This is a genomic window from Burkholderia sp. MSMB1072 (genome assembly GCF_001524725.1).
Classification (GTDB): domain Bacteria; phylum Pseudomonadota; class Gammaproteobacteria; order Burkholderiales; family Burkholderiaceae; genus Burkholderia.
The window spans coordinates 12,669-30,782 of record NZ_LOYC01000005.1 but is presented as its reverse complement, the minus strand read 5'-3'; the positions used below and the strand labels follow the sequence as shown (position 1 = coordinate 30,782).

Sequence of the window (18,114 nt, the reverse complement as noted above, 5' to 3'; positions counted from 1 at the left end):
CCTGTACTGTCGCCTCCCTTTTCGAGGAGACGACATGACCCGAACGTTTTCCGCGCGCTGCCTGTGCGGCGCCGTGACCGTCACGCTGTGCGGCGAGCCGGAGGCGCGTGCGAATTGCCATTGCGCGACCTGCCGCGATTTCTATGGCACGCCGATGCTGTCCGCAACCGCATGGCCGCCGGAGCAGGTGACGATCGACGGCGGCCACGCGACGTTCCCGCATCCGTCGAAGTCGATGTCGCGCGCGTGGTGCGCGTCGTGCGGCGAGATCGTGTTCGGGACGAACCGGCTCGGCATGCGCGTCGTGCCGAACAGCCTGACTGCGCGTGCGCATGGCGGGCAATTGCCCGGCGACCTGCAGCCGACGATGCACCTGTTCTACCGGCAACGCGTGATCGACGTCGTCGATGCCCTGCCGAAATACGTCGACGGCTGGGACGGCCCGACGTTCGACCCGACGAACTGAACGATCGGCGCCGCGCGCGGTACGGCCGGCGCGCATTTTTCCGCCGCATTCTCCTTTCCCTCCCGCTTTCCCCGCCGTGCGCGAAATCGCAAAAACAGCGGATCGCGCCGGATTAATATTTTTTCTCTTTCATTTAAATTTCGATTTGTAATAATCGAAACGGCTTCCGGCGAATGAAAAGGAATGCAGTCATGTCAGAAAAAATGACGTGCTTGCATTCGACGACCCGGAAGAAAATGCCGGGAAATGCGCCGAAACCGCACGGCTGGCAGGCCGTCGGGGTGCGGGTTCGCAGATTTTGCGATCGTTGACGAAAAAGCGCCGGACGGCAAAAGGCGCGGAGTGAATAATTCGGGGTAACGGCGAATGCGCATTGCCGGAATCACCAATATTTCATGCGCCGCGATTTACAGTGTCGACCATTGTTCGTCTGGGAGCATTATTCATGTCAATGAAACAAATTCGCGCGGCATTGCTGGGAATGTGCATGGCGATGCTGGCGCCGGCAAGCCATGCGCAGGCGCAATACACGACCGACTGGCTCGCGAACACGTACGGCACGCTGGCCTCGCACGTCGGCAACGGCGCGCGCTCGATGTGGGTTGCGCCCGAAGGCGTGATCTATACGGCGTCGCGCTGGGACGAGAACGCGGGCGGCGTCGCGATCTACCAGAACGGCCAGCCGCTCGGCACGATCGGCATCCACGACGAATTCCAGGGCGGCGCGATCACCGGCAATTCGACGTCGCTGTTCGTCGCGCTCGGCTACAACCGCACGTTCGGCAGCGGCTCGGTGGGCCGCTACAACCGGAGCACGAACCAGCGCGACCTGCGCATTCCGGTCAGCACGTGGACGGGCATCCAGTATGCGGACGTGATCACGGGCCTCGCGACGGGCGGCAACCTGCTGTACGTAAGCGACTTCTACGGCAACCGCGTACGCGTCTATACGACCGACGGCGTATGGCAGCGCGACATCGGCGTGCAGGGGCCCGGCGCGCTGGCGCTCGACGCGGCCGGCAACCTGTGGGTCGCGCGCAAGAGCGCGGGCGTCGTCGCGCAATTCAGCGCGACCGGCGCGGCGATGAACACGCTGCAGATGGCGGCCGGCGCGCGGCCGGCGTCGCTGTACTTCGATGCGTCGATGGGCAGGCTGATGGTGGGCGACGAAGGGCCCGACATGAACATCAAGGTGTATGGCGGGCTGCCCGGGCTACCGGTGCAGATCGGCACGTTCGGCGTGCAGGGCGGCTATCTCGACACGACGACGGGCATCAAGGGGCAGGTCGGCGACAAGCGCTTCACGCGCGTCGCGGCGCTCGGCAAGGATGCCGCCGGCAACCTGTACGTGCTGAACAACGCATGGGGCGGCGGCTGGGATCTCGGCCGCAACGGCAGTACCGATCTGCATTCGTACAGCCCGATCGGCACGCTGCAATGGAAGCTGCAGGCGCTGAACTTCGAGGGCATCGCCGCGCCCGACCCCGCGACCGACGGCACGTTGTTCTTCAGCGGCAACAACGTCTATACAGGCACCGCGGGCGGCACGTTCGTCGCGAACACGGTCGATCCGTTCAGCTATCCGAAGGACCGGCGCCTCGACATGAACGACTATCAGCGCGGCCAGCACTTCGGCCAGCTCGTGACGGTCGGCGGCAACCGGATCCTCGTCGCGTCGGGCCAGAACCCGGGCAACTTCAACTTCTATTACTTCAACCCCGCGAGCGGCTATATCGCGATTCCGGCCGGCTCGCTGCCCGGCAAGCCGTTCAACACGACGCTGCAGGTGACGGCCGGTTTCGACATCGACGGCAACGGCGACGTGTGGGCCGGACTGAACGGCTCCAACGTGATCACGCGCTACCCGATGACGGGATTCGACGCGACCGGCAAGCCGTCATGGGGCAAGCCGGTGACGACGGCCGTGCCGGGCAGCGTGGCGCCCGTGACGCGCATCATCTACCAAGCCGACAGCGACACGATGATCCTCGCGCAGGGCCTTGCGGGCAACTGGGACTGGACCGCGATGAACGGGCACATCGAGGTCTATCGCGGCTGGAAGAACGGCAACACGAGCACGCCGAACCCGGTGATCAACCTGACGAGCGCGAACCCCAAGTCGATCGCGGCGGCCGGCCACTACCTGTTCGTCGGCTATGTGCACACGGTGCCGAACATCGACGTATTCGACCTGAACACCGGCGCGCTCGTCACGACGCTGACGAACTCGAACGCGGCGGCGATGGACGTCGGCAACGACGTCGATTCGATGTACGGCGTGCGCGCGTATCTGCGCTCGACCGGCGAATACGTGATCACGAAGGACAACTACAACGGCTCGAGCATCGTCGTGTATCGCTGGCGCCCGTGAGCGCGCCGCAGCGTCAGAACGATACCGTCGTGGTCAGCGTGACGAGCCGCGGCTCGCCGACCGCGACGATCAGGTTGCTGTTGCTCGACGGATAGTAGTTCTTGTCGAGCAGGTTCTTCACGTTGAGCTGGAAGCGGGTCGGGAATTTGCCGATCGTCGTTTCGTACGCTGCGAACGCGTCGACGGTCACGTAGCCGGGCAGCGTGAAGCTGTTCGCCGTGTCGCCCGAGCGCGCGCCGACGAGCCGCGCTCCGCCGCCGAAGCGCCAGCGCCCGGGCAGGTTCGCGATGGCCGTGTCGTAGACCGCGAACAGGCTGCCCGTGTGGCGCGCGACGTTGACGAGCGGCGTATTGCTGTCGCGATCGTTCGCGTTCGTATACGCATAGCTGCCGATCACGCTCAGGTGGCGCGTGATTTGCCCGGCGACGTCGAGTTCGATTCCGCGCGAGCGCGCGGTGCCGATCGTCGACGTGATGTCGCCGACCGTGACCGCGACGTTGCGCTTGTCGATCTGGTACACGGCGAGCGTGCCCGTGATCGCAGGCTTCAGGCTGAATTTCAGCCCGGCCTCGAGCACGCGGCCGTATTCCGGCGCGAGCGGCGCCGCGACGTTCGATGCGACGTTCGGCTTGAACGAGCGGCTCACGTTCGCGTAGGCGGTCAGCGCCGGCGTGAGCGCATACGCGAGCCCGAACTGCGGCAGCCAGACGCTGCCGCGCGAGCGGTCGGCGAACACGAACGGCCGGCCCATCCCCGATTCCTGCTGCCAGTTTTCCCAGCGCAGCCCGCCTACCGCGGTGAGGCGCTCGGTGATCTTCACCGAGTCCTGCACGATCGTCGAATACGCATGCACGACCGAGCGCGAATCGCTTTGCTTCGTATTGGGTACGCCGCCGGGCGCGAGCAGGCCGTACACGGGATCGTAGAGATCGAAGCCCGTCGTCGCCTTGCCGCGGATCGTGTCGCCGCGGAAGCTGCGCTGCCGTTCGTATTCGCCGCCGACGTAGATCGCGTGGTGCATCCCCGCGAGCGTCACGTTGCCGAGCAGGCCGAGCGTCGCGATCTGGTCGGAATCGTTGCGTCCGAGGTTCGCATCGGACGAGCGTGTCAGCGCGCCGGTCCTGCTGTTGAACGCGGTGGCGCGCGTGAGGAACTGGTCGTAACGGTCGCGGCCCCAGCCGTAGGTCGCGCGCACGCGCCATGCATCGGAGAAGCGGTGCTCGATGCGCGTACGCAGCGTTTCCTGGATGCCGCTGCTTTGCGACCACGCCTCCTCGTAGCGGCGATAGCGCAGCGCATCGTCGAGCTGGCCGTTCACGAGCACGGTGCCGCGGTCGAACGGCGTCGTGTAGTCGACGTACTGGTAGCTGACGTCGATCGACGTGTTCGCGTCGTGCCACGACAGCGCGGGCGCAATCAGCGCATTGCGTTCGCGGCCGAAGCTGCGCCAGTAGCGGCTCGTGTCGTATTCGCCGGTCAGCCGGAATGCGAGCGTGCCGCCCGCGACTTGCCCCGGCTTGCCGAGCGGCCCCGTGAGATCGAACTGCGCGTTGCTGCCGCCGTGGTTCGTGCGCGACGCGGAGATCGAGCCGCCGAACGTGTCTTCCGGCTTGCGCGTGACGAGGTTGATCACGCCGCCCGGATCCTGCATCCCGTACAGCAGCGAAGCGGGGCCCTTCAGCACTTCGACGCGATCGATCGTCGCGAGATAGCTGTGCAGCACCGGCGTGCGCACGCCGTCGACCAGCACCGAGCCGTCGTTGTTCGATCCGAAGCCGCGCTTGATGAACGCGTCGCGCGTGCCGCCGAGCGTGTTCGTCTGCGTGACGCCGCTGATGTTGCCGAGCACGTCGTCGAGCGAGCGCGCCTGCTGATCCTGCATCACGCTGCTGCTGACCACCGCGACCGATTGCGGGATCTCCTTGAGCGCACGGTCGTCGCCGCCCGCGATGCTCGTCGTGCGCGGCTGATAGCCGATCGTCGGATCGACGGCTGACGACGCGTTGACGCTGATCGCCGGGAGTTCGGCGGCCGGCGCAGCGGCGGGTGCGGACGCAGCGGGTTCAGCGCCGGCCGCTTGTGCGCCGCTCGCGGCGCACAGGGTGAGCAGGACCGGCAGGCGTGTGCGCCACGGACGCAGGGTCCGGGCACGGCGGGGCGTTCGGCGGAGTGGCATGAATCGATGCAGGAAGAGGAATGCTGAGGATCGCGTTGCGGGCCGCGGCCCGCGGCGTCGCGGCCAGGACGCGCATGATATATGTAATGAGAATCGTTTGCAATTGTTGGGATGACTGGACAGCGCTCGCCGCTCGATTGCTGGCCTGCCGGCAGTCTGCTACCGTAGCGGCCAAAATCACACGCAGTGAAATTCAACGAGAGAGCCGGGGGCCGCACCATGTCATCTTCCTGTCACGTCGCGTTCAGCGCGGCGCCATGCACGGCGCACGACCACGCGGGCGACGAAGCGATCGCAGCCGTGTACCGCCATCCGAACGATTCAAGCAACGGAAGCGAATTCAACCGGCGCCGCGCCGGGCTTCGATGACTTCAACCACCACGCTGGACGGGAGACCACCCATGAAGAAGATTTCCGCGCCGTTCATGACGGCCGCGCTTGCGGCCTGCGCGCTGCTGTCGTGCGTTCACCAGGCCGCCTGTGCGGCGTCGAACGCCGAACCCGCGATCGACGTGCATTACGGCGCCGTGATCGAGGCCTATACGCAGGACATGGCTGCCGCGAAGACGAAGTACGACGGCAAGCGCCTCACGTTCGTCGGCGCCGTGATCCGGATGGGCAGCGATCCGGACGGCACGTATTTCGGTGCGCTGACGGCCGATGGCGAGCAGTTCGACACGCATTTCGATGTGGCCGACCAGGGCGCGCTGAAGCCGAAATTTCCCGGCGGCGAGATCAAGCCGTTCGTCACGTCCGCGGCGTTCCGGTTCAGCTGTGTCAACGAAGGCTATATCGACGCGCCGGTGCTGCCGGGGTTGAAACTGTCGCATTGCCGGCTCGCCGATTGAGCTGAGCGACAGGCGCACGCCGGCGTGCGATGGTCAAGCGGGTTCGGGTTGCAGCGCCATTGATCGGTCGGGAATTCAGGTGTATTGATCGATGGCCGGCCGGAAAGCGCCATGGATCGTTCCAGTATTGTGGTCGGCCGCCGCGTGTCGGGCGGTCGATCTACCGATCTACAGGTCTACAGATCGAGTACCAGCAGCTCGGTTCGCGATCGCGAGCAGCACGGCATGAACTGGCCGCCGGCCGCCTTTTCGTCGTCGGTCAGATACGCATCGCGATGATCGGGCTCGCCTTCGAGCACGCGGGTCAAGCAGGTGCCGCACACGCCTTGCTCGCACGACGTCAGCACGTCGACGCCGTTCGCCGCCAGCGCCGCAATCACCGTGCATCCGGCCGGCACGTCGATCACCTTGCCGCTGCTCGCGATCCGCACCTGGAATGCGCGATCCGCGCCAGATGGCGCGACCGCGCCGCCGAAGAACTCGTAATGCAGCCGCGCTTCGCCCCAGCCGCGCTCGCGTGCCGCGTTCAGCACCGCATCCATGAAGCCGCGCGGGCCGCATACGTACAGATGCGTGCCGTCGGGCGCGCCGGCGAGCACGGCAGCCAGATCGAAACGTTGCGCGGGATCGCCGTCGTCGACGTGCAAGCGCGCGCGATCGCGAAACCCGGCCGCATTGATCCGCTCGACGAAGGCCATGCGATCGGCCGAACGCGCGCAGTAATGCATGTCGAACGGCATGCCGGACGAGAACAGCCGTTCCGCCATGCTGAGAATCGGCGTGACGCCGATCCCGCCGGCGAGCAACAGATGGTGCGGCGCGTCGGCGGCGAGCGGGAATTGATTGCGCGGCGTGCCGATCCGCACGGTATCGCCTTGCCGGACTTCGTCGTGAATCGCCCGCGATCCTCCTCGACCTTCGGCCTCGCGCAGCACCGCGATCTGGTAACGATCGCGTTGCTCCGGATGGTTGCACAGCGAATACTGGCGCACGAGCCCGCCCGGCAGATGCACGTCGATATGGGCGCCGGCGTCGAAGCGCGGCAATGGCGAGCCGTCGTCGCTGACCAGTTCGAAGCCGCAGATGTCGCGCGCTTCCTGCCACCTGCGGGCCACCCGGACCGTCAATGTCGCGCCGCTCATGACGCCTCCTTGACGTGCGCGACCGGAATCACCGGCCGCTGCGGGTTCGCCGCGTTTTCGGCGGCGAGCAGCCGGTCGATCACCTTGCGCGACAGCACGCCGCCGGCATCGATGTTGAGCTTGAGGAGCGTGCGCTCGGGCCACTGCTCGAGATTGCGCTGCTGTCGCTCGAGCATCTCGAGATCTTCCGCGAAAATCTTGCCCTGGCCTTCGCGGATCTCGGCGGTCAGCGCGTGATCGTCGGGCCGGAAGTTGCGCGCCATCCCCCAGAAGTACCAGATCGACGTGTCCGTCTCGGGCGTGATGAAGTCGACCACGATCGACGACGCCTTCTTGTCCGCCGGTGCGTCGTAGCCGCCGTGGCCCGCATGTGCGACGCCCACTTCGATCATCACGTGGCTCGGCGGCGTGAAGCGGCAGATCTGCCAGCGGTCGACCGGCACGTCGTCGGCGAGCCCGTTGCCGCGCAGCGCCATCCGCCAGAACGGCGGCGGCATCACGTTCTCCATGAAGCGGCTCGTGACGACTTCGTCGCCGTGGCCGGTCGTCTTCGGCGGCGCTTCGTCGATTTCCTTCTGGCCGATGCTCGTCGCATGCACGTAGGTCTCGTGCGTGAGATCCATCAGGTTGTCGATCATCAGCCGGTAGTCGCAGCGAATGTGATACAGGCCGCCGCCGTGCGCCCAGGCCGGATCCTCGGCCCACGCCAGCGCGGGCAGTTTGGCGGGATCGGCTTCGGACGCGTCCCCCGGCCAGACCCACACGAAGCCGTACCGCTCGACCGCCGGGAAGCTGCGAATCGGCGGGAAACCGCCGACGCGCTGGCCCGGCATGCCGGTCGTCTTGCCGTTGCAGCCCATTTCCAGCCCGTGATAGCCGCACACGAGCACGCCGTCGCGCACGAACCCCAGCGACAGCGGTGCGCCGCGATGCGGGCAGAAATCCTCGAGCGCGGCGATCTGGCCGTCCGCCGCGCGGTAGAACACCATCGACTCGTTGCAGATCTTGCGGCCCAGCGGCTTGCCGTCGATCTCGTCAGGCGTGCACGCCACGTACCACGCGTTCTTGAGAAACATGATCTTTGTCTCCTTCGAGGCGGTGCCGCCGGGGATGCGGCCCGATCTTCATTCCGTGTACTGAATGAGATTCAGTGTACTCATTGAAATTGGCGGGAGCAAGGCGGACGGTATACTGGTTTTCCCGGGAAAATGGCGCGACGCGGCGCCATGCCGACGGCGCGCGCAACCGGCGTGCGCCGCCTACGTCATCGACTCATTCATGGAAAAAACGAATCCCGCCGACCTGCCGGCTTTCCCGATCGACCTGTACGACGAACCCGGGCACCTGATCCGGCGCGCGCACCAGATCGCGGTTGCGATGTTCTACGAGAAGCTGGGCCGCGACGTGACGCCCGTGCAGTACGCGGTGCTGCGGATGCTCTACGAGAATCCGGGGCTCGACCAGGTCACGCTCGCGCAACGGGTGGCGCTCGACACGTCGACCACTGCCGATCTCGCGGTCCGGCTCGAAGCGAAAGGATTGATCGTCCGCGAAGTGCTGCCGCGGCGTCAGCGACGCCTGCTGCTGACGCCGGCGGGCGTCGAATTGCTCACGCATCTCATTCCGTCGGTGCAGGAATTGCGCGCCGGCCTGTTCGACGGGATGGGCGACGACGATTCGCAGGAACTGATGCGCCTGTTGCGCAAGTTCGTCCATTTGAACAACGAGCAGAGTCGCGCGCCGCTGCGGGTGAGCGAGGATTCGTAGCGGCGCCGAGCCGACGGCGCGGAAAGCCGCGGCGGGGCGGCAGCCGCGCTGCCCGACGGCGTCACGCGCGTGACGCTTGCCCTTCCAGCCGCCGCACGGCTTCGGCCACTTCGTTCCTGAAGCGAACGAGCGCCGCCTGTTCCGGCGCCGGCGGCTGCACGGCGGCCCACAGCATGTCGATCAACTGCGTGGCCGTCGTTTCCGTATCGAGCTTGCGGTGCCCGAGGATCGCGTCCCACAGCACGTGCTCGATCGGCCCGAACACCATCGAGCGCAGCAGGCTCAGCGGCAGATCCGCGCGAACCTGCCCGGCCGCCTGGCCGCGCGCGAGCACGTCCATCAGCGGCGCCGTGTAGCGGCGCTGCAGCGCGGTGAGTTCGTCGCTCAGCGCATGCTGCTTCGCGCGGCCTTCCGACAGCACCAGCGCGCACAATCCCGTGCCGTTCACGAGCATCAGCCGCAGGTGCGTGCGCACGATGAACGCGAACTGCTGCTGCACCGACGCGTCCCGCGGCATCCCGTGTTCGAACGCGGCGATGATTTCGTCGTACCAGTCGGCGATCACGCGCGCGCACAGCTCGCGCTTGCCTCGGAAATAGCTGAACACCGTCGCCTCCGACACACCCACGCGCTGGGCGATCTCGGCGGCCGTCGCATGCTCGTAACCTTTTTCGGCAAACACTTCCCGGCCGGCGCGCAGAATGTCCTGCACGCGCTGCTGGGATTTGCGCCCGGCGGGTGCGCGCGGCGTGTCGGCGCGGTCGGCTTTGGCGGTGGCGGTCATGGTGTCGGCGGGAGCGGCTGTCATGCTCGCATGATAGCTGAGTATCACTCAGAAAACTATTGACGCCGAACCCGACGAGGCGCGAAACTGTGCAAAATTTCCGCTGTATAGGTCAATGAATCGGCGTATTCATTCGATGTGAGCAAAACTCAGAAATCGGTGGGTGCGACACACTTTCTGGAGACGGAGGAGACATGATCAACCTGCCCGGCGTGCAATTCATGCTCGGTGAAGACATCGAGATGCTGCGCGACGCCGTCGCGACGTTTGCGGCGAAGGAAATCGCGCCGCGCGCGGCGGAGGTCGACCGCACCGACCAGTTCCCGATGGATCTGTGGAAGAAGTTCGGCGATCTCGGCGTGCTCGGCATGACCGTCTCCGAGGAATACGGCGGCGCGAACATGGGTTACACCGCGCACATGGTCGCGATGGAAGAGATCTCGCGCGCGTCGGCGTCGATCGGCCTGTCGTACGGCGCGCACTCGAACCTGTGCGTGAACCAGATCCACCGCAACGGCACCGACGCGCAAAAGCGGAAGTACCTGCCGAAGCTCGTGTCGGGCGAACACGTCGGCGCGCTCGCGATGAGCGAGCCGAACGCCGGCTCCGACGTCGTCAGCATGAAGCTGCGCGCGGACAAGCGCGGCGACCGCTACGTGCTCAACGGCACGAAGATGTGGATCACCAACGGCCCCGATTGCGACACGCTCGTCGTCTACGCGAAGACGGACGTCGAAGCCGGCCCGCGCGGCATCACCGCATTCATCGTCGAGAAGGGGATGAAGGGTTTCTCGGTCGCGCAGAAGCTCGACAAGCTCGGCATGCGCGGCTCGCACACGGGCGAGCTCGTGTTCCAGGACGTCGAAGTGCCGGAAGAGAACATCCTCGGCCAACTGAACGGCGGCGTGAAGGTGCTGATGAGCGGCCTCGACTACGAGCGCGCAGTATTGTCGGGCGGCCCGACGGGCATCATGGCTGCGTGTCTCGACGCGGTGGTGCCGTATATCCACGACCGCAAGCAGTTCGGCCAGTCGATCGGCGAATTCCAGCTGATCCAGGGCAAGGTCGCCGACATGTACACCACGTTCCAGGCGTGCCGCGCGTACCTGTACGCAGTGGGCCGCCATCTCGACTCGGCGGGCAGCGACCACATTCGCCAGGTGCGCAAGGACTGCGCGGGCGTGATCCTCTACACGGCCGAGAAGGCGACGTGGATGGCCGGCGAGGCGATCCAGATCCTCGGCGGCAACGGCTACATCAACGAATACCCGGTCGGGCGCCTGTGGCGCGATGCGAAGCTGTACGAGATCGGCGCCGGCACGAGCGAGATCCGCCGGATGCTGATCGGCCGCGAGCTGTTCGCGGAAACAATGTAACGCCCCACGCCACCCGAACGGAGCCCCGTCGATGCCGATCATCGAATCGAAACTGAACCCGCGTTCGGAAGACTTCCGCGCGAACGCCGCGGCACTCGAGGCGGTCGTCGCCGACCTGCGCGCGAAGATCGAACAGCTCGCGCAGGGCGGCGGCCAGGCCGCGCGCGACAAGCACCTGGCGCGCGGCAAGCTGCTGCCGCGCGAGCGCATCGCGCAACTGCTCGATCCGGGCGCGCCGTTTCTCGAGCTGTCGCAGCTCGCCGCGAACGGCATGTACAACGACGACGCGCCGGGCGCGGGCATCATCACCGGGATCGGCCGCATCGCTGGCCGCGAATGCGTGATCGTGTGCAACGACGCGACGGTCAAGGGCGGCACCTACTATCCGATCACCGTGAAGAAGCACGTGCGCGCGCAGGAAATCGCCGCGGAAAACCGGCTGCCGTGCGTGTATCTCGTCGATTCGGGCGGCGCGAACCTGCCGAACCAGGACGACGTGTTTCCCGATCGAGATCACTTCGGCCGCATCTTCTTCAACCAGGCGACGATGTCGGCCGCGGGGATCGCGCAGATCGCGGTCGTGATGGGCTCGTGCACGGCCGGCGGCGCGTACGTGCCGGCGATGAGCGACGAGTCGATCATCGTGAAGGACCAGGGCACGATTTTCCTCGGCGGGCCGCCGCTCGTGAAGGCCGCGACCGGCGAGGAAGTGAGCGCGGAGGATCTTGGCGGCGGCGACGTGCACACGCGCCTGTCGGGCGTGGCCGATCATCTCGCGCAGAACGACGCGCACGCGTTGTCGATCGCGCGCAACATCGTCGGCCATCTCGCACCGAAGATCGCGCCGCCGGTCGCGCTGCGCGAGCCGAAGCCGCCGCGCTACGATGCGAAGAGCCTGTACGGCGTGATCCCGGTCGACACGCGCAAGCCGTTCGACGTGCGCGAAGTGATCGCGCGAATCGTCGACGATTCGGAGTTCGATGAATTCAAGGCACGCTTCGGCACGACGCTCGTCACCGGTTTCGCGCACATCTGGGGCCATCCGGTCGGGATCGTCGCGAACAACGGCATCCTGTTCTCCGAATCGGCCGTGAAGGGTGCGCATTTCATCGAGCTGTGCTGCCAGCGCAAGATTCCGCTCGTGTTCCTGCAGAACATCACGGGCTTCATGGTCGGGCGCAAGTACGAGAACGAAGGCATCGCGCGGCATGGCGCGAAGATGGTGACGGCCGTGTCGAATGCGAAGGTGCCGAAATTCACGGTGATCATCGGCGGCTCGTTCGGCGCCGGCAACTACGGGATGTGCGGCCGCGCGTTCGGCCCGCGCTTCCTGTGGATGTGGCCGAACGCCCGCATCTCGGTGATGGGCGGCGAACAGGCGGCGTCGGTGCTCGCGACCGTGCGCCGCGACGGCATCGAAGCGAAGGGCGGGTCGTGGTCGGCCGAGGAAGAGGACGCGTTCAAGCAGCCGATCCGCGACCAGTACGAGCGCCAGGGCCATCCGTATTATGCGAGCGCGCGGCTGTGGGATGACGGCGTGATCGATCCCGCGCAGACGCGCGACGTGCTCGGGCTCGGCCTTGCCGCGTCGATGAACGCGCCGATCGACGACACGCGCTTCGGCGTGTTCCGCATGTAACGCCCGGGAGGACAGACCGATGCGATACGAAACGATCAAGGTAAGCGAAGCCGGCCGCGTGGCGACCGTCACGCTCGCGCGGCCCGACGTGCGCAATGCGTTCAACGAGACGACGATCGCCGAGCTGACCACCGCGTTCGAATGGCTCGACGCGCACCAAGGCGTGCGCGCGATCGTGCTCGCCGCGGAAGGGGCGGCATTCTGCGCGGGCGCGGATCTGAACTGGATGAAGAAGATGGCCGGTTACTCGGCCGACGAGAACCGCGCCGATGCACGCAAGCTCGCGCGGATGCTCGAAGCGATTTATCGCTGCGGCAAGCCGGTGATCGCGCGCGTGCATGGCGATGCGTATGCGGGCGGCGTGGGCCTCGTCGCGGCGGCCGACATTGCGATCGCCGCCGACGGCGTGAAGTTCTGCCTGTCGGAAGCGCGGCTCGGGCTGATTCCCGCGACGATCGCGCCGTACGTCGTCCGTGCGATGGGCGAGCGCGCGGCGCGCCGCTACTTCGCGACGGCCGAGGTGTTCGACAGCACGCGTGCCGCGTCGCTCGGCTTCATTCACGATGCGGTGCCGGCCGACGCGCTCGACGAAACGGTCGCGAAGTTGGCCGCGACGCTCGTCGCGAACGGCCCCGACGCGGTGAGGGCGTGCAAGCGACTCGTCGCCGACGTGGCCGGCCGCGCGCTCGACGCGACGCTGATCGAGCAGACCGCCGACTGGATCGCGCAGACCCGCGCCGGCGCGGAAGCGCGCGAAGGGATCGCGTCTTTCCTCGAAAAGCGCACGCCGTCGTGGCGTGAATGATCGCGTGACCCCAACCTTCCGGACGACATCGAAGCCATGTTCGACAAGATTCTGATCGCCAACCGCGGCGAAATCGCGTGCCGCGTCGCCGCGACGTGCAAACGTCTCGGGATCGCGAGCGTCGCCGTTTATTCCGACGCGGACGCGAATGCGAAACACGTGGCCGCATGCGACGAAGCCGTGCACATCGGCGGCGCGGCCGCAGCAGACAGCTACCTGCGCATCGAGCGCATCATCGAAGCCGCGCGAGCGACCGGCGCGCAGGCGATTCACCCCGGCTATGGATTTCTGTCGGAGAACGAAGATTTCGCGCATGCATGCGAGGCGGCCGGCATCGTGTTCATCGGGCCGCCGGTCGACGCCATCGCGGCGATGGGATCGAAGGCTGCCGCCAAGGCGCTGATGCACGCGGCCGCCGTGCCGCTCGTGCCCGGCTATCACGGCGACGACCAGGACGCGGCCAGGCTGCATCGCGAGGCCGACGGGATCGGCTATCCGGTGCTGCTGAAGGCGAGCGCGGGCGGTGGCGGCAAGGGGATGCGCGTGGTCGAGCGCTCCGACGATTTCCCGGCGGCGCTCGCGTCGTGCCAGCGCGAAGCCGCGAGCAGCTTCGGCAACGATCGCGTGCTGATCGAGAAATACCTGACGCGTCCGCGCCACGTCGAGGTGCAGGTGTTCGGCGACACGCACGGCAATACCGTGTACCTGTTCGACCGCGACTGCTCGGTGCAGCGCCGTCACCAGAAGGTGCTCGAGGAAGCGCCGGCGCCGGGGCTGCACGACGACGTGCGCCAGGCGATGGGCGAAGCGGCCGTCGCGGCCGCGCGCGCGGTCGGCTATGTCGGCGCGGGCACCGTCGAATTCATCATGACGGGCGACGCGTTCTACTTCATGGAGATGAACACGCGCCTGCAGGTCGAGCATCCGGTCACCGAGATGGTCACGGGGCTCGATCTCGTCGAATGGCAACTGCGCGTCGCGGCAGGCGAGCCGCTGCCGCTGAAGCAGGAGGCGCTGCGTGTACGGGGCCATGCGCTCGAGGCACGCCTTTACGCGGAGAATCCCGCGCGCGGCTTCCTGCCGTCGACGGGCACGTTGAAGCACCTGCGACTGCCGGCCGGCGTCGAGTTCGACATCGGTGCGGCGGTGCGCATCGACAGCGGCGTGCGCGAAGGCGATGCGATCACGCCGTTCTACGATCCGATGATCGCGAAGCTGATCGTCCACGGCGCGGACCGCGCGGAAGCGCTGGGCCTGATGCTGCGTGCGCTGCGCGCGTGCGAGGTGGTCGGCCTGCATACGAACGCCGCGTTCCTGCAGCGGATCGTCGCATGCGAGCCGTTCGCGACGGCCGATCTCGACACGGGCCTGATCGAACGCAATCACGATGCGCTGTTCGCGCCGCAACAGCCGCCGCGTGCGGCGCTCGCACTCGCATGCGCGGCGCTGCTTGCCCGCGAACGCGGGGCAACGCAGGCCGCATCGCCGTGGAGCGCGCTGCCGGACTGGCGGCTGAACGGCGGCTATCGCCGCACGCTCGCATGGCACGCGCCCGATCGCGAAGCGGACGTGACGGTGACGTACGAGGACGACGGCGACGGCACGCGCATCGCGATCGGCGACGCGGCCGCGCAACCGTTCGTATGGACGCGCGGCGCCACGCCGCTCGATTTCGACGTGACGCTCGGCGGCGTGCGCGGCAGCGGCCGCGTCCATGCGGACGGCGACACGTTCCATGTGTTCACGCAGGGCGCGGCCGAGACGTTCGAATGGCGCAACCTGCTCGCGCATGCAGGCGACGCGGAGCAGGGCGGCGGCCGCCTGACCGCGCCGATGCCCGGCAAGGTGATCGCGGTGCTGGTCGAGCCGGGCCAGAAGGTCGAAGCCGGCACGCCGCTGATCGTGATGGAAGCGATGAAGATGGAACACACGATCGGCGCGCCGCGCGCGGGCGTCGTCGCGGAAGTGCTGTACGGCGTCGGCGATCAGGTCTCGGACGGTGCGCAGTTGCTGATGATGGCGGAGGGCTGAGCGGGTCTTGCGACCATACGCGGGCCGGTTGCTGCGGCGGCGACCGGCCCGCACGAAAGCATTTCGTCATTCGCCGTCGTCGCCACAGCGCGGCGTCGGTATCGAGGACGCACGAAGCAGTACGCGTAATTCGCGCAAATCTTTCGAAATACTTGCGACTTTCGCCGCTCCCGCCACATCCCCGCGCGCTGCGCGTTGCGGGCACCTCGATCTTCCCGCCACTCGACACCGTCGTGTAACAAGTCGAACATAGCATCTCGGCGTCGATATGACCGGCGCGGCGTTCGCGCCTGCGTCACGTCGTCATCCTCACGGAGAACCGTTATGCGAACGTCGGCCCTACGGCCTTTCGCGGTCGCCGGCCTGATCGCGCTGACCGCCCTGCTCGGCGCCTGCAACGACGACCTGACCGCACCCGCCGCGCCCGTCGCGCAGCAGAAGGCCGCGTGCGGCGGCGCCGTGGTCGCCACCGCGCAGATGCGCTGCCCGCCGGGTTTCACCGCACCTGCTTCGTCGCCCGCTTCCTGATACCGGTCGTTCCCTCCAGAAAACCCATCAAGAGCAACCAGCATGGCCATCCATTCGCGACGCGATTTTCTGAAGTTCTCGGCCGGCCTCGCCGGCGCGACCGCCGCCACCGCACTGCTTCCGGAATCGATCCGCAAGGCGCTGGCGATCGAGCCGAACACCGTGACGGGCACGATCCAGGATGTGCAGCACATCGTCGTGTTCATGCAGGAGAACCGCTCGTTCGACCATTACCTCGGTCATCTGAGCGGCGTGCGCGGCTACAACGACCGTTTCCCGGTGACGCTGCCGAACGGCAAGCCGGTGTGGTTCCAGCCGCGCCAGGAAGACAAGTCGAGCGTGATCGCACCGTTCCGCTACGACACGACCAATCCGGGCGTCAACGCGCAATGTATCGGCGGCCTGCCGCACACGTGGGCGACGACGCACGGCGCGATCGACAATGGCCGCGCGGACCAGTGGGCCGTGCAGAAGTCGAACATGACGATGGGCTATCACGTTCGCGACGACATCCCGTTCCACTACGCGCTCGCGGATGCGTTCACGGTGTGCGACAACTACTTCTGCTCGATCCCGGGCAACACGCACCCGAACCGCATGTACCTGATGACGGGCATGGTCGATCCGCTCGGCACGGGCGGCGGCCCGTTGCTCGACAACACCGACTACATCGACAACCAGTTCGACAAGGTCCAGCTGCCGCCCTTCAACTGGACGACCTACCCGGAACGGCTCGAAAAAGCCGGCATCTCGTGGCAGATCTACCAGCAGGGCACCGGGTTCGACAACTTCACCGGCAACTACGGCACCAACATGCTGGCGTGCTTCAGCAACTTCGTGAATGCGCCGGCCGGTTCGTCGCTGCAGACGCGCGGGATGAGCACGCGTCCGATCACGCAGTTGAAGGCCGACGTGCAGGCGAATGCGTTGCCGCAAGTGTCGTGGCTGCTGCCGCCCGCCGCGTATTCGGAGCATCCGAAATTCACGCCGCTGTACGGCGCGTACTACCTGTCGACGATCCTCGATGCGCTGACGTCCAATCCGGACGTGTGGAGCAAGACGGTCCTGCTGATCATGTACGACGAGAACGACGGCTTCTTCGACCATGTCGTGCCGCCGTCGGCGCCGACGCTGCCGGGCTCCGGCATGAGCACCGTCGACGTGTCGCTCGAGCGGCACAACGTCGTGACGTCGACGCAAGCCGGCACTTATACGGCCGACAACCTGCCGTACGGCCTCGGCCCACGCGTGCCGATGTTCGTCGTGTCGCCGTGGTCGAAGGGCGGCTTCGTGTGCTCGCAGGTGTTCGATCACACGTCGGTGCTGCAATTCATCGAGAAGCGCTTCGGCGTGATGGAAACCAACATTTCGCCGTGGCGTCGTGCGATCTGCGGCGACTTGACGTCGGCGCTCGACTTCTCGAAATCGGACGCGACGCTGCCGACCCTGCCGAGCACGCAGGCCTATGTCGCGCAGGCCGACCTGCAATGCTCGCGCGCATCGTCGCAGACCGCGCCGGCCAGCACCGCGCAGCAGGTCGTGACCGCGCAGGAACCGGGTACGCGGCCGGCGCGAGCGCTGCCGTACGAATTGCATGTCACCGGCCAGTTGCAGGCGCAAGGCTACGCGCTGACGTTCGCGAATACCGGCACGCAGGGCGCGCACTTCTGGGTCTATACGGGAGACCCCACTGCGATGCCGCGCCGCTATACGGTCGAAGCCGGCAAGCAATTGAACGATACGTGGGCGCTCGATGCGAACGGCAACTATCTGGTGAGCGTGTGGGGGCCGAACGGTTATTTCCGGCGCTTCGCGGGGTCGGCGGCCGCCGATGCGGCGGCCAAACCTGAAATCACGCCGTGCTACGACACCGCGAATGGCGATGTTTACGTGACGATCGCCAATGCGGGCGCCAGCCCGCTGACGGTCACGGCGACCGACGTCGCGTACGGCGGCGCGGCGCGCACGCTGACGGTTCCGGCCGGCCAGCGCATCGAAGCGCACTGGGATCTGTCGTGCAGCAGCCACTGGTACGACCTGCAGTTCGCGGTGGCGGGCAATGCCGGCTGGATGCGCCGCATCGCGGGGCACGTCGAGACCGGCAAGCCGAGCATCACCGACCCCGCGGCCGTCGCGCCGACGATCACGGCGATCTGACGACGGCAACCGATGCGACGACGC

The 18,114-nt window shown here is 66.7% G+C and carries 14 protein-coding genes; 10 read left to right on the top strand and 4 right to left on the bottom strand.

What is annotated here, in order from left to right; genetic code table 11:
• Window positions 1–34 precede the first annotated feature (34 nt).
• Complete coding sequence (locus WS89_RS01365; RefSeq protein ID WP_059789258.1) at window positions 35–466, top strand: GFA family protein; 432 nt, start codon at window positions 35–37, stop codon at window positions 464–466.
• 445 nt (window positions 467–911) lie between these two features.
• A complete protein-coding gene (locus WS89_RS01360; protein WP_059789257.1) occupies window positions 912–2,837 on the top strand; it encodes a hypothetical protein in 1,926 nt (641 codons plus the stop codon).
• A gap of 13 nt (window positions 2,838–2,850) precedes the next feature.
• Here WS89_RS01360 and WS89_RS01355 read toward each other — a convergent pair whose 3' ends face one another.
• Complete coding sequence (locus WS89_RS01355; protein ID WP_059789256.1) at window positions 2,851–5,013, bottom strand: TonB-dependent siderophore receptor; 2,163 nt, start codon at window positions 5,011–5,013, stop codon at window positions 2,851–2,853.
• A 401-nt stretch (window positions 5,014–5,414) separates the two neighbouring features.
• Between WS89_RS01355 and WS89_RS01350 the strand changes: the two genes are divergently transcribed.
• The gene (locus WS89_RS01350; RefSeq protein ID WP_059500564.1) at window positions 5,415–5,861 is read left to right on the top strand and encodes a hypothetical protein; all 447 of its coding nucleotides are present in this window, start codon (window positions 5,415–5,417) and stop codon (window positions 5,859–5,861) included.
• Window positions 5,862–6,037: 176 nt separating this feature from the next.
• Here WS89_RS01350 and WS89_RS01345 read toward each other — a convergent pair whose 3' ends face one another.
• Together WS89_RS01345 and WS89_RS01340 are read right to left on the bottom strand one after the other, a co-directional pair.
• Window positions 6,038–7,003: a PDR/VanB family oxidoreductase gene (locus tag WS89_RS01345; protein WP_059789255.1), complete on the bottom strand. Its 966-nt coding sequence runs from the start codon at window positions 7,001–7,003 to the stop codon at window positions 6,038–6,040.
• Window positions 7,000–8,079 (bottom strand): aromatic ring-hydroxylating dioxygenase subunit alpha, encoded by a 1,080-nt coding sequence (locus tag WS89_RS01340; protein WP_059789254.1) that lies wholly within the window; start codon window positions 8,077–8,079, stop codon window positions 7,000–7,002. Before WS89_RS01340 ends, WS89_RS01345 begins: the two co-directional genes overlap by 4 nt.
• A gap of 202 nt (window positions 8,080–8,281) precedes the next feature.
• On the opposite strand from WS89_RS01340, the gene WS89_RS01335 reads away from it, so the two are divergent.
• A complete protein-coding gene (locus tag WS89_RS01335) occupies window positions 8,282–8,770 on the top strand; it encodes a MarR family winged helix-turn-helix transcriptional regulator (protein WP_059789253.1) in 489 nt (162 codons plus the stop codon).
• 61 nt (window positions 8,771–8,831) lie between these two features.
• Here the strand turns inward: WS89_RS01335 and WS89_RS01330 are convergent, their stop codons facing one another.
• Window positions 8,832–9,578: a TetR/AcrR family transcriptional regulator gene (locus WS89_RS01330; protein ID WP_059782859.1), complete on the bottom strand. Its 747-nt coding sequence runs from the start codon at window positions 9,576–9,578 to the stop codon at window positions 8,832–8,834.
• A 170-nt stretch (window positions 9,579–9,748) separates the two neighbouring features.
• On the opposite strand from WS89_RS01330, the gene WS89_RS01325 reads away from it, so the two are divergent.
• The 6 genes from WS89_RS01325 to WS89_RS01300 all read left to right on the top strand — a co-directional run bounded on the left by WS89_RS01325 (window position 9,749) and on the right by WS89_RS01300 (window position 18,090).
• On the top strand, window positions 9,749–10,930 hold the full coding sequence (locus WS89_RS01325) for an isovaleryl-CoA dehydrogenase (protein ID WP_059500569.1): 1,182 nt from the start codon (window positions 9,749–9,751) through the stop codon (window positions 10,928–10,930).
• Between the two features lie 31 nt (window positions 10,931–10,961).
• A complete protein-coding gene (locus WS89_RS01320; RefSeq protein ID WP_059789252.1) occupies window positions 10,962–12,569 on the top strand; it encodes a carboxyl transferase domain-containing protein in 1,608 nt (535 codons plus the stop codon).
• 19 nt (window positions 12,570–12,588) lie between these two features.
• The gene (locus WS89_RS01315; protein ID WP_059789251.1) at window positions 12,589–13,374 is read left to right on the top strand and encodes an enoyl-CoA hydratase/isomerase family protein; all 786 of its coding nucleotides are present in this window, start codon (window positions 12,589–12,591) and stop codon (window positions 13,372–13,374) included.
• Between the two features lie 36 nt (window positions 13,375–13,410).
• Window positions 13,411–15,405: an acetyl/propionyl/methylcrotonyl-CoA carboxylase subunit alpha gene (locus tag WS89_RS01310; protein WP_059789250.1), complete on the top strand. Its 1,995-nt coding sequence runs from the start codon at window positions 13,411–13,413 to the stop codon at window positions 15,403–15,405.
• Between the two features lie 324 nt (window positions 15,406–15,729).
• Window positions 15,730–15,933, top strand: a complete 204-nt coding sequence (locus tag WS89_RS01305; protein ID WP_034204156.1) for a hypothetical protein — start codon at window positions 15,730–15,732, stop codon at window positions 15,931–15,933.
• A 42-nt stretch (window positions 15,934–15,975) separates the two neighbouring features.
• Window positions 15,976–18,090 carry a phosphocholine-specific phospholipase C gene (locus WS89_RS01300; RefSeq protein WP_059789249.1) on the top strand — a complete coding sequence of 705 codons (2,115 nt, stop codon included), beginning with the start codon at window positions 15,976–15,978 and terminating at the stop codon, window positions 18,088–18,090.
• Window positions 18,091–18,114: the final 24 nt, after the last annotated feature.

Bases quoted from the DNA above. Each gene is read 5' to 3' on its own strand.
- WS89_RS01365 (WP_059789258.1), top strand. From the start codon at position 35: ATGACCCGAACGTTTTCCGCGCGCTGCCTGTGCGGCGCCGTGACCGTC.
- WS89_RS01360 (WP_059789257.1), top strand. From the start codon at position 912: ATGTCAATGAAACAAATTCGCGCGGCATTGCTGGGAATGTGCATGGCG.
- WS89_RS01355 (WP_059789256.1), bottom strand. From the start codon at position 5,013: ATGCCACTCCGCCGAACGCCCCGCCGTGCCCGGACCCTGCGTCCGTGG.
- WS89_RS01350 (WP_059500564.1), top strand. From the start codon at position 5,415: ATGAAGAAGATTTCCGCGCCGTTCATGACGGCCGCGCTTGCGGCCTGC.
- WS89_RS01345 (WP_059789255.1), bottom strand. From the start codon at position 7,003: ATGAGCGGCGCGACATTGACGGTCCGGGTGGCCCGCAGGTGGCAGGAA.
- WS89_RS01340 (WP_059789254.1), bottom strand. From the start codon at position 8,079: ATGTTTCTCAAGAACGCGTGGTACGTGGCGTGCACGCCTGACGAGATC.
- WS89_RS01335 (WP_059789253.1), top strand. From the start codon at position 8,282: ATGGAAAAAACGAATCCCGCCGACCTGCCGGCTTTCCCGATCGACCTG.
- WS89_RS01330 (WP_059782859.1), bottom strand. From the start codon at position 9,578: ATGACAGCCGCTCCCGCCGACACCATGACCGCCACCGCCAAAGCCGAC.
- WS89_RS01325 (WP_059500569.1), top strand. From the start codon at position 9,749: ATGATCAACCTGCCCGGCGTGCAATTCATGCTCGGTGAAGACATCGAG.
- WS89_RS01320 (WP_059789252.1), top strand. From the start codon at position 10,962: ATGCCGATCATCGAATCGAAACTGAACCCGCGTTCGGAAGACTTCCGC.
- WS89_RS01315 (WP_059789251.1), top strand. From the start codon at position 12,589: ATGCGATACGAAACGATCAAGGTAAGCGAAGCCGGCCGCGTGGCGACC.
- WS89_RS01310 (WP_059789250.1), top strand. From the start codon at position 13,411: ATGTTCGACAAGATTCTGATCGCCAACCGCGGCGAAATCGCGTGCCGC.
- WS89_RS01305 (WP_034204156.1), top strand. From the start codon at position 15,730: ATGCGAACGTCGGCCCTACGGCCTTTCGCGGTCGCCGGCCTGATCGCG.
- WS89_RS01300 (WP_059789249.1), top strand. From the start codon at position 15,976: ATGGCCATCCATTCGCGACGCGATTTTCTGAAGTTCTCGGCCGGCCTC.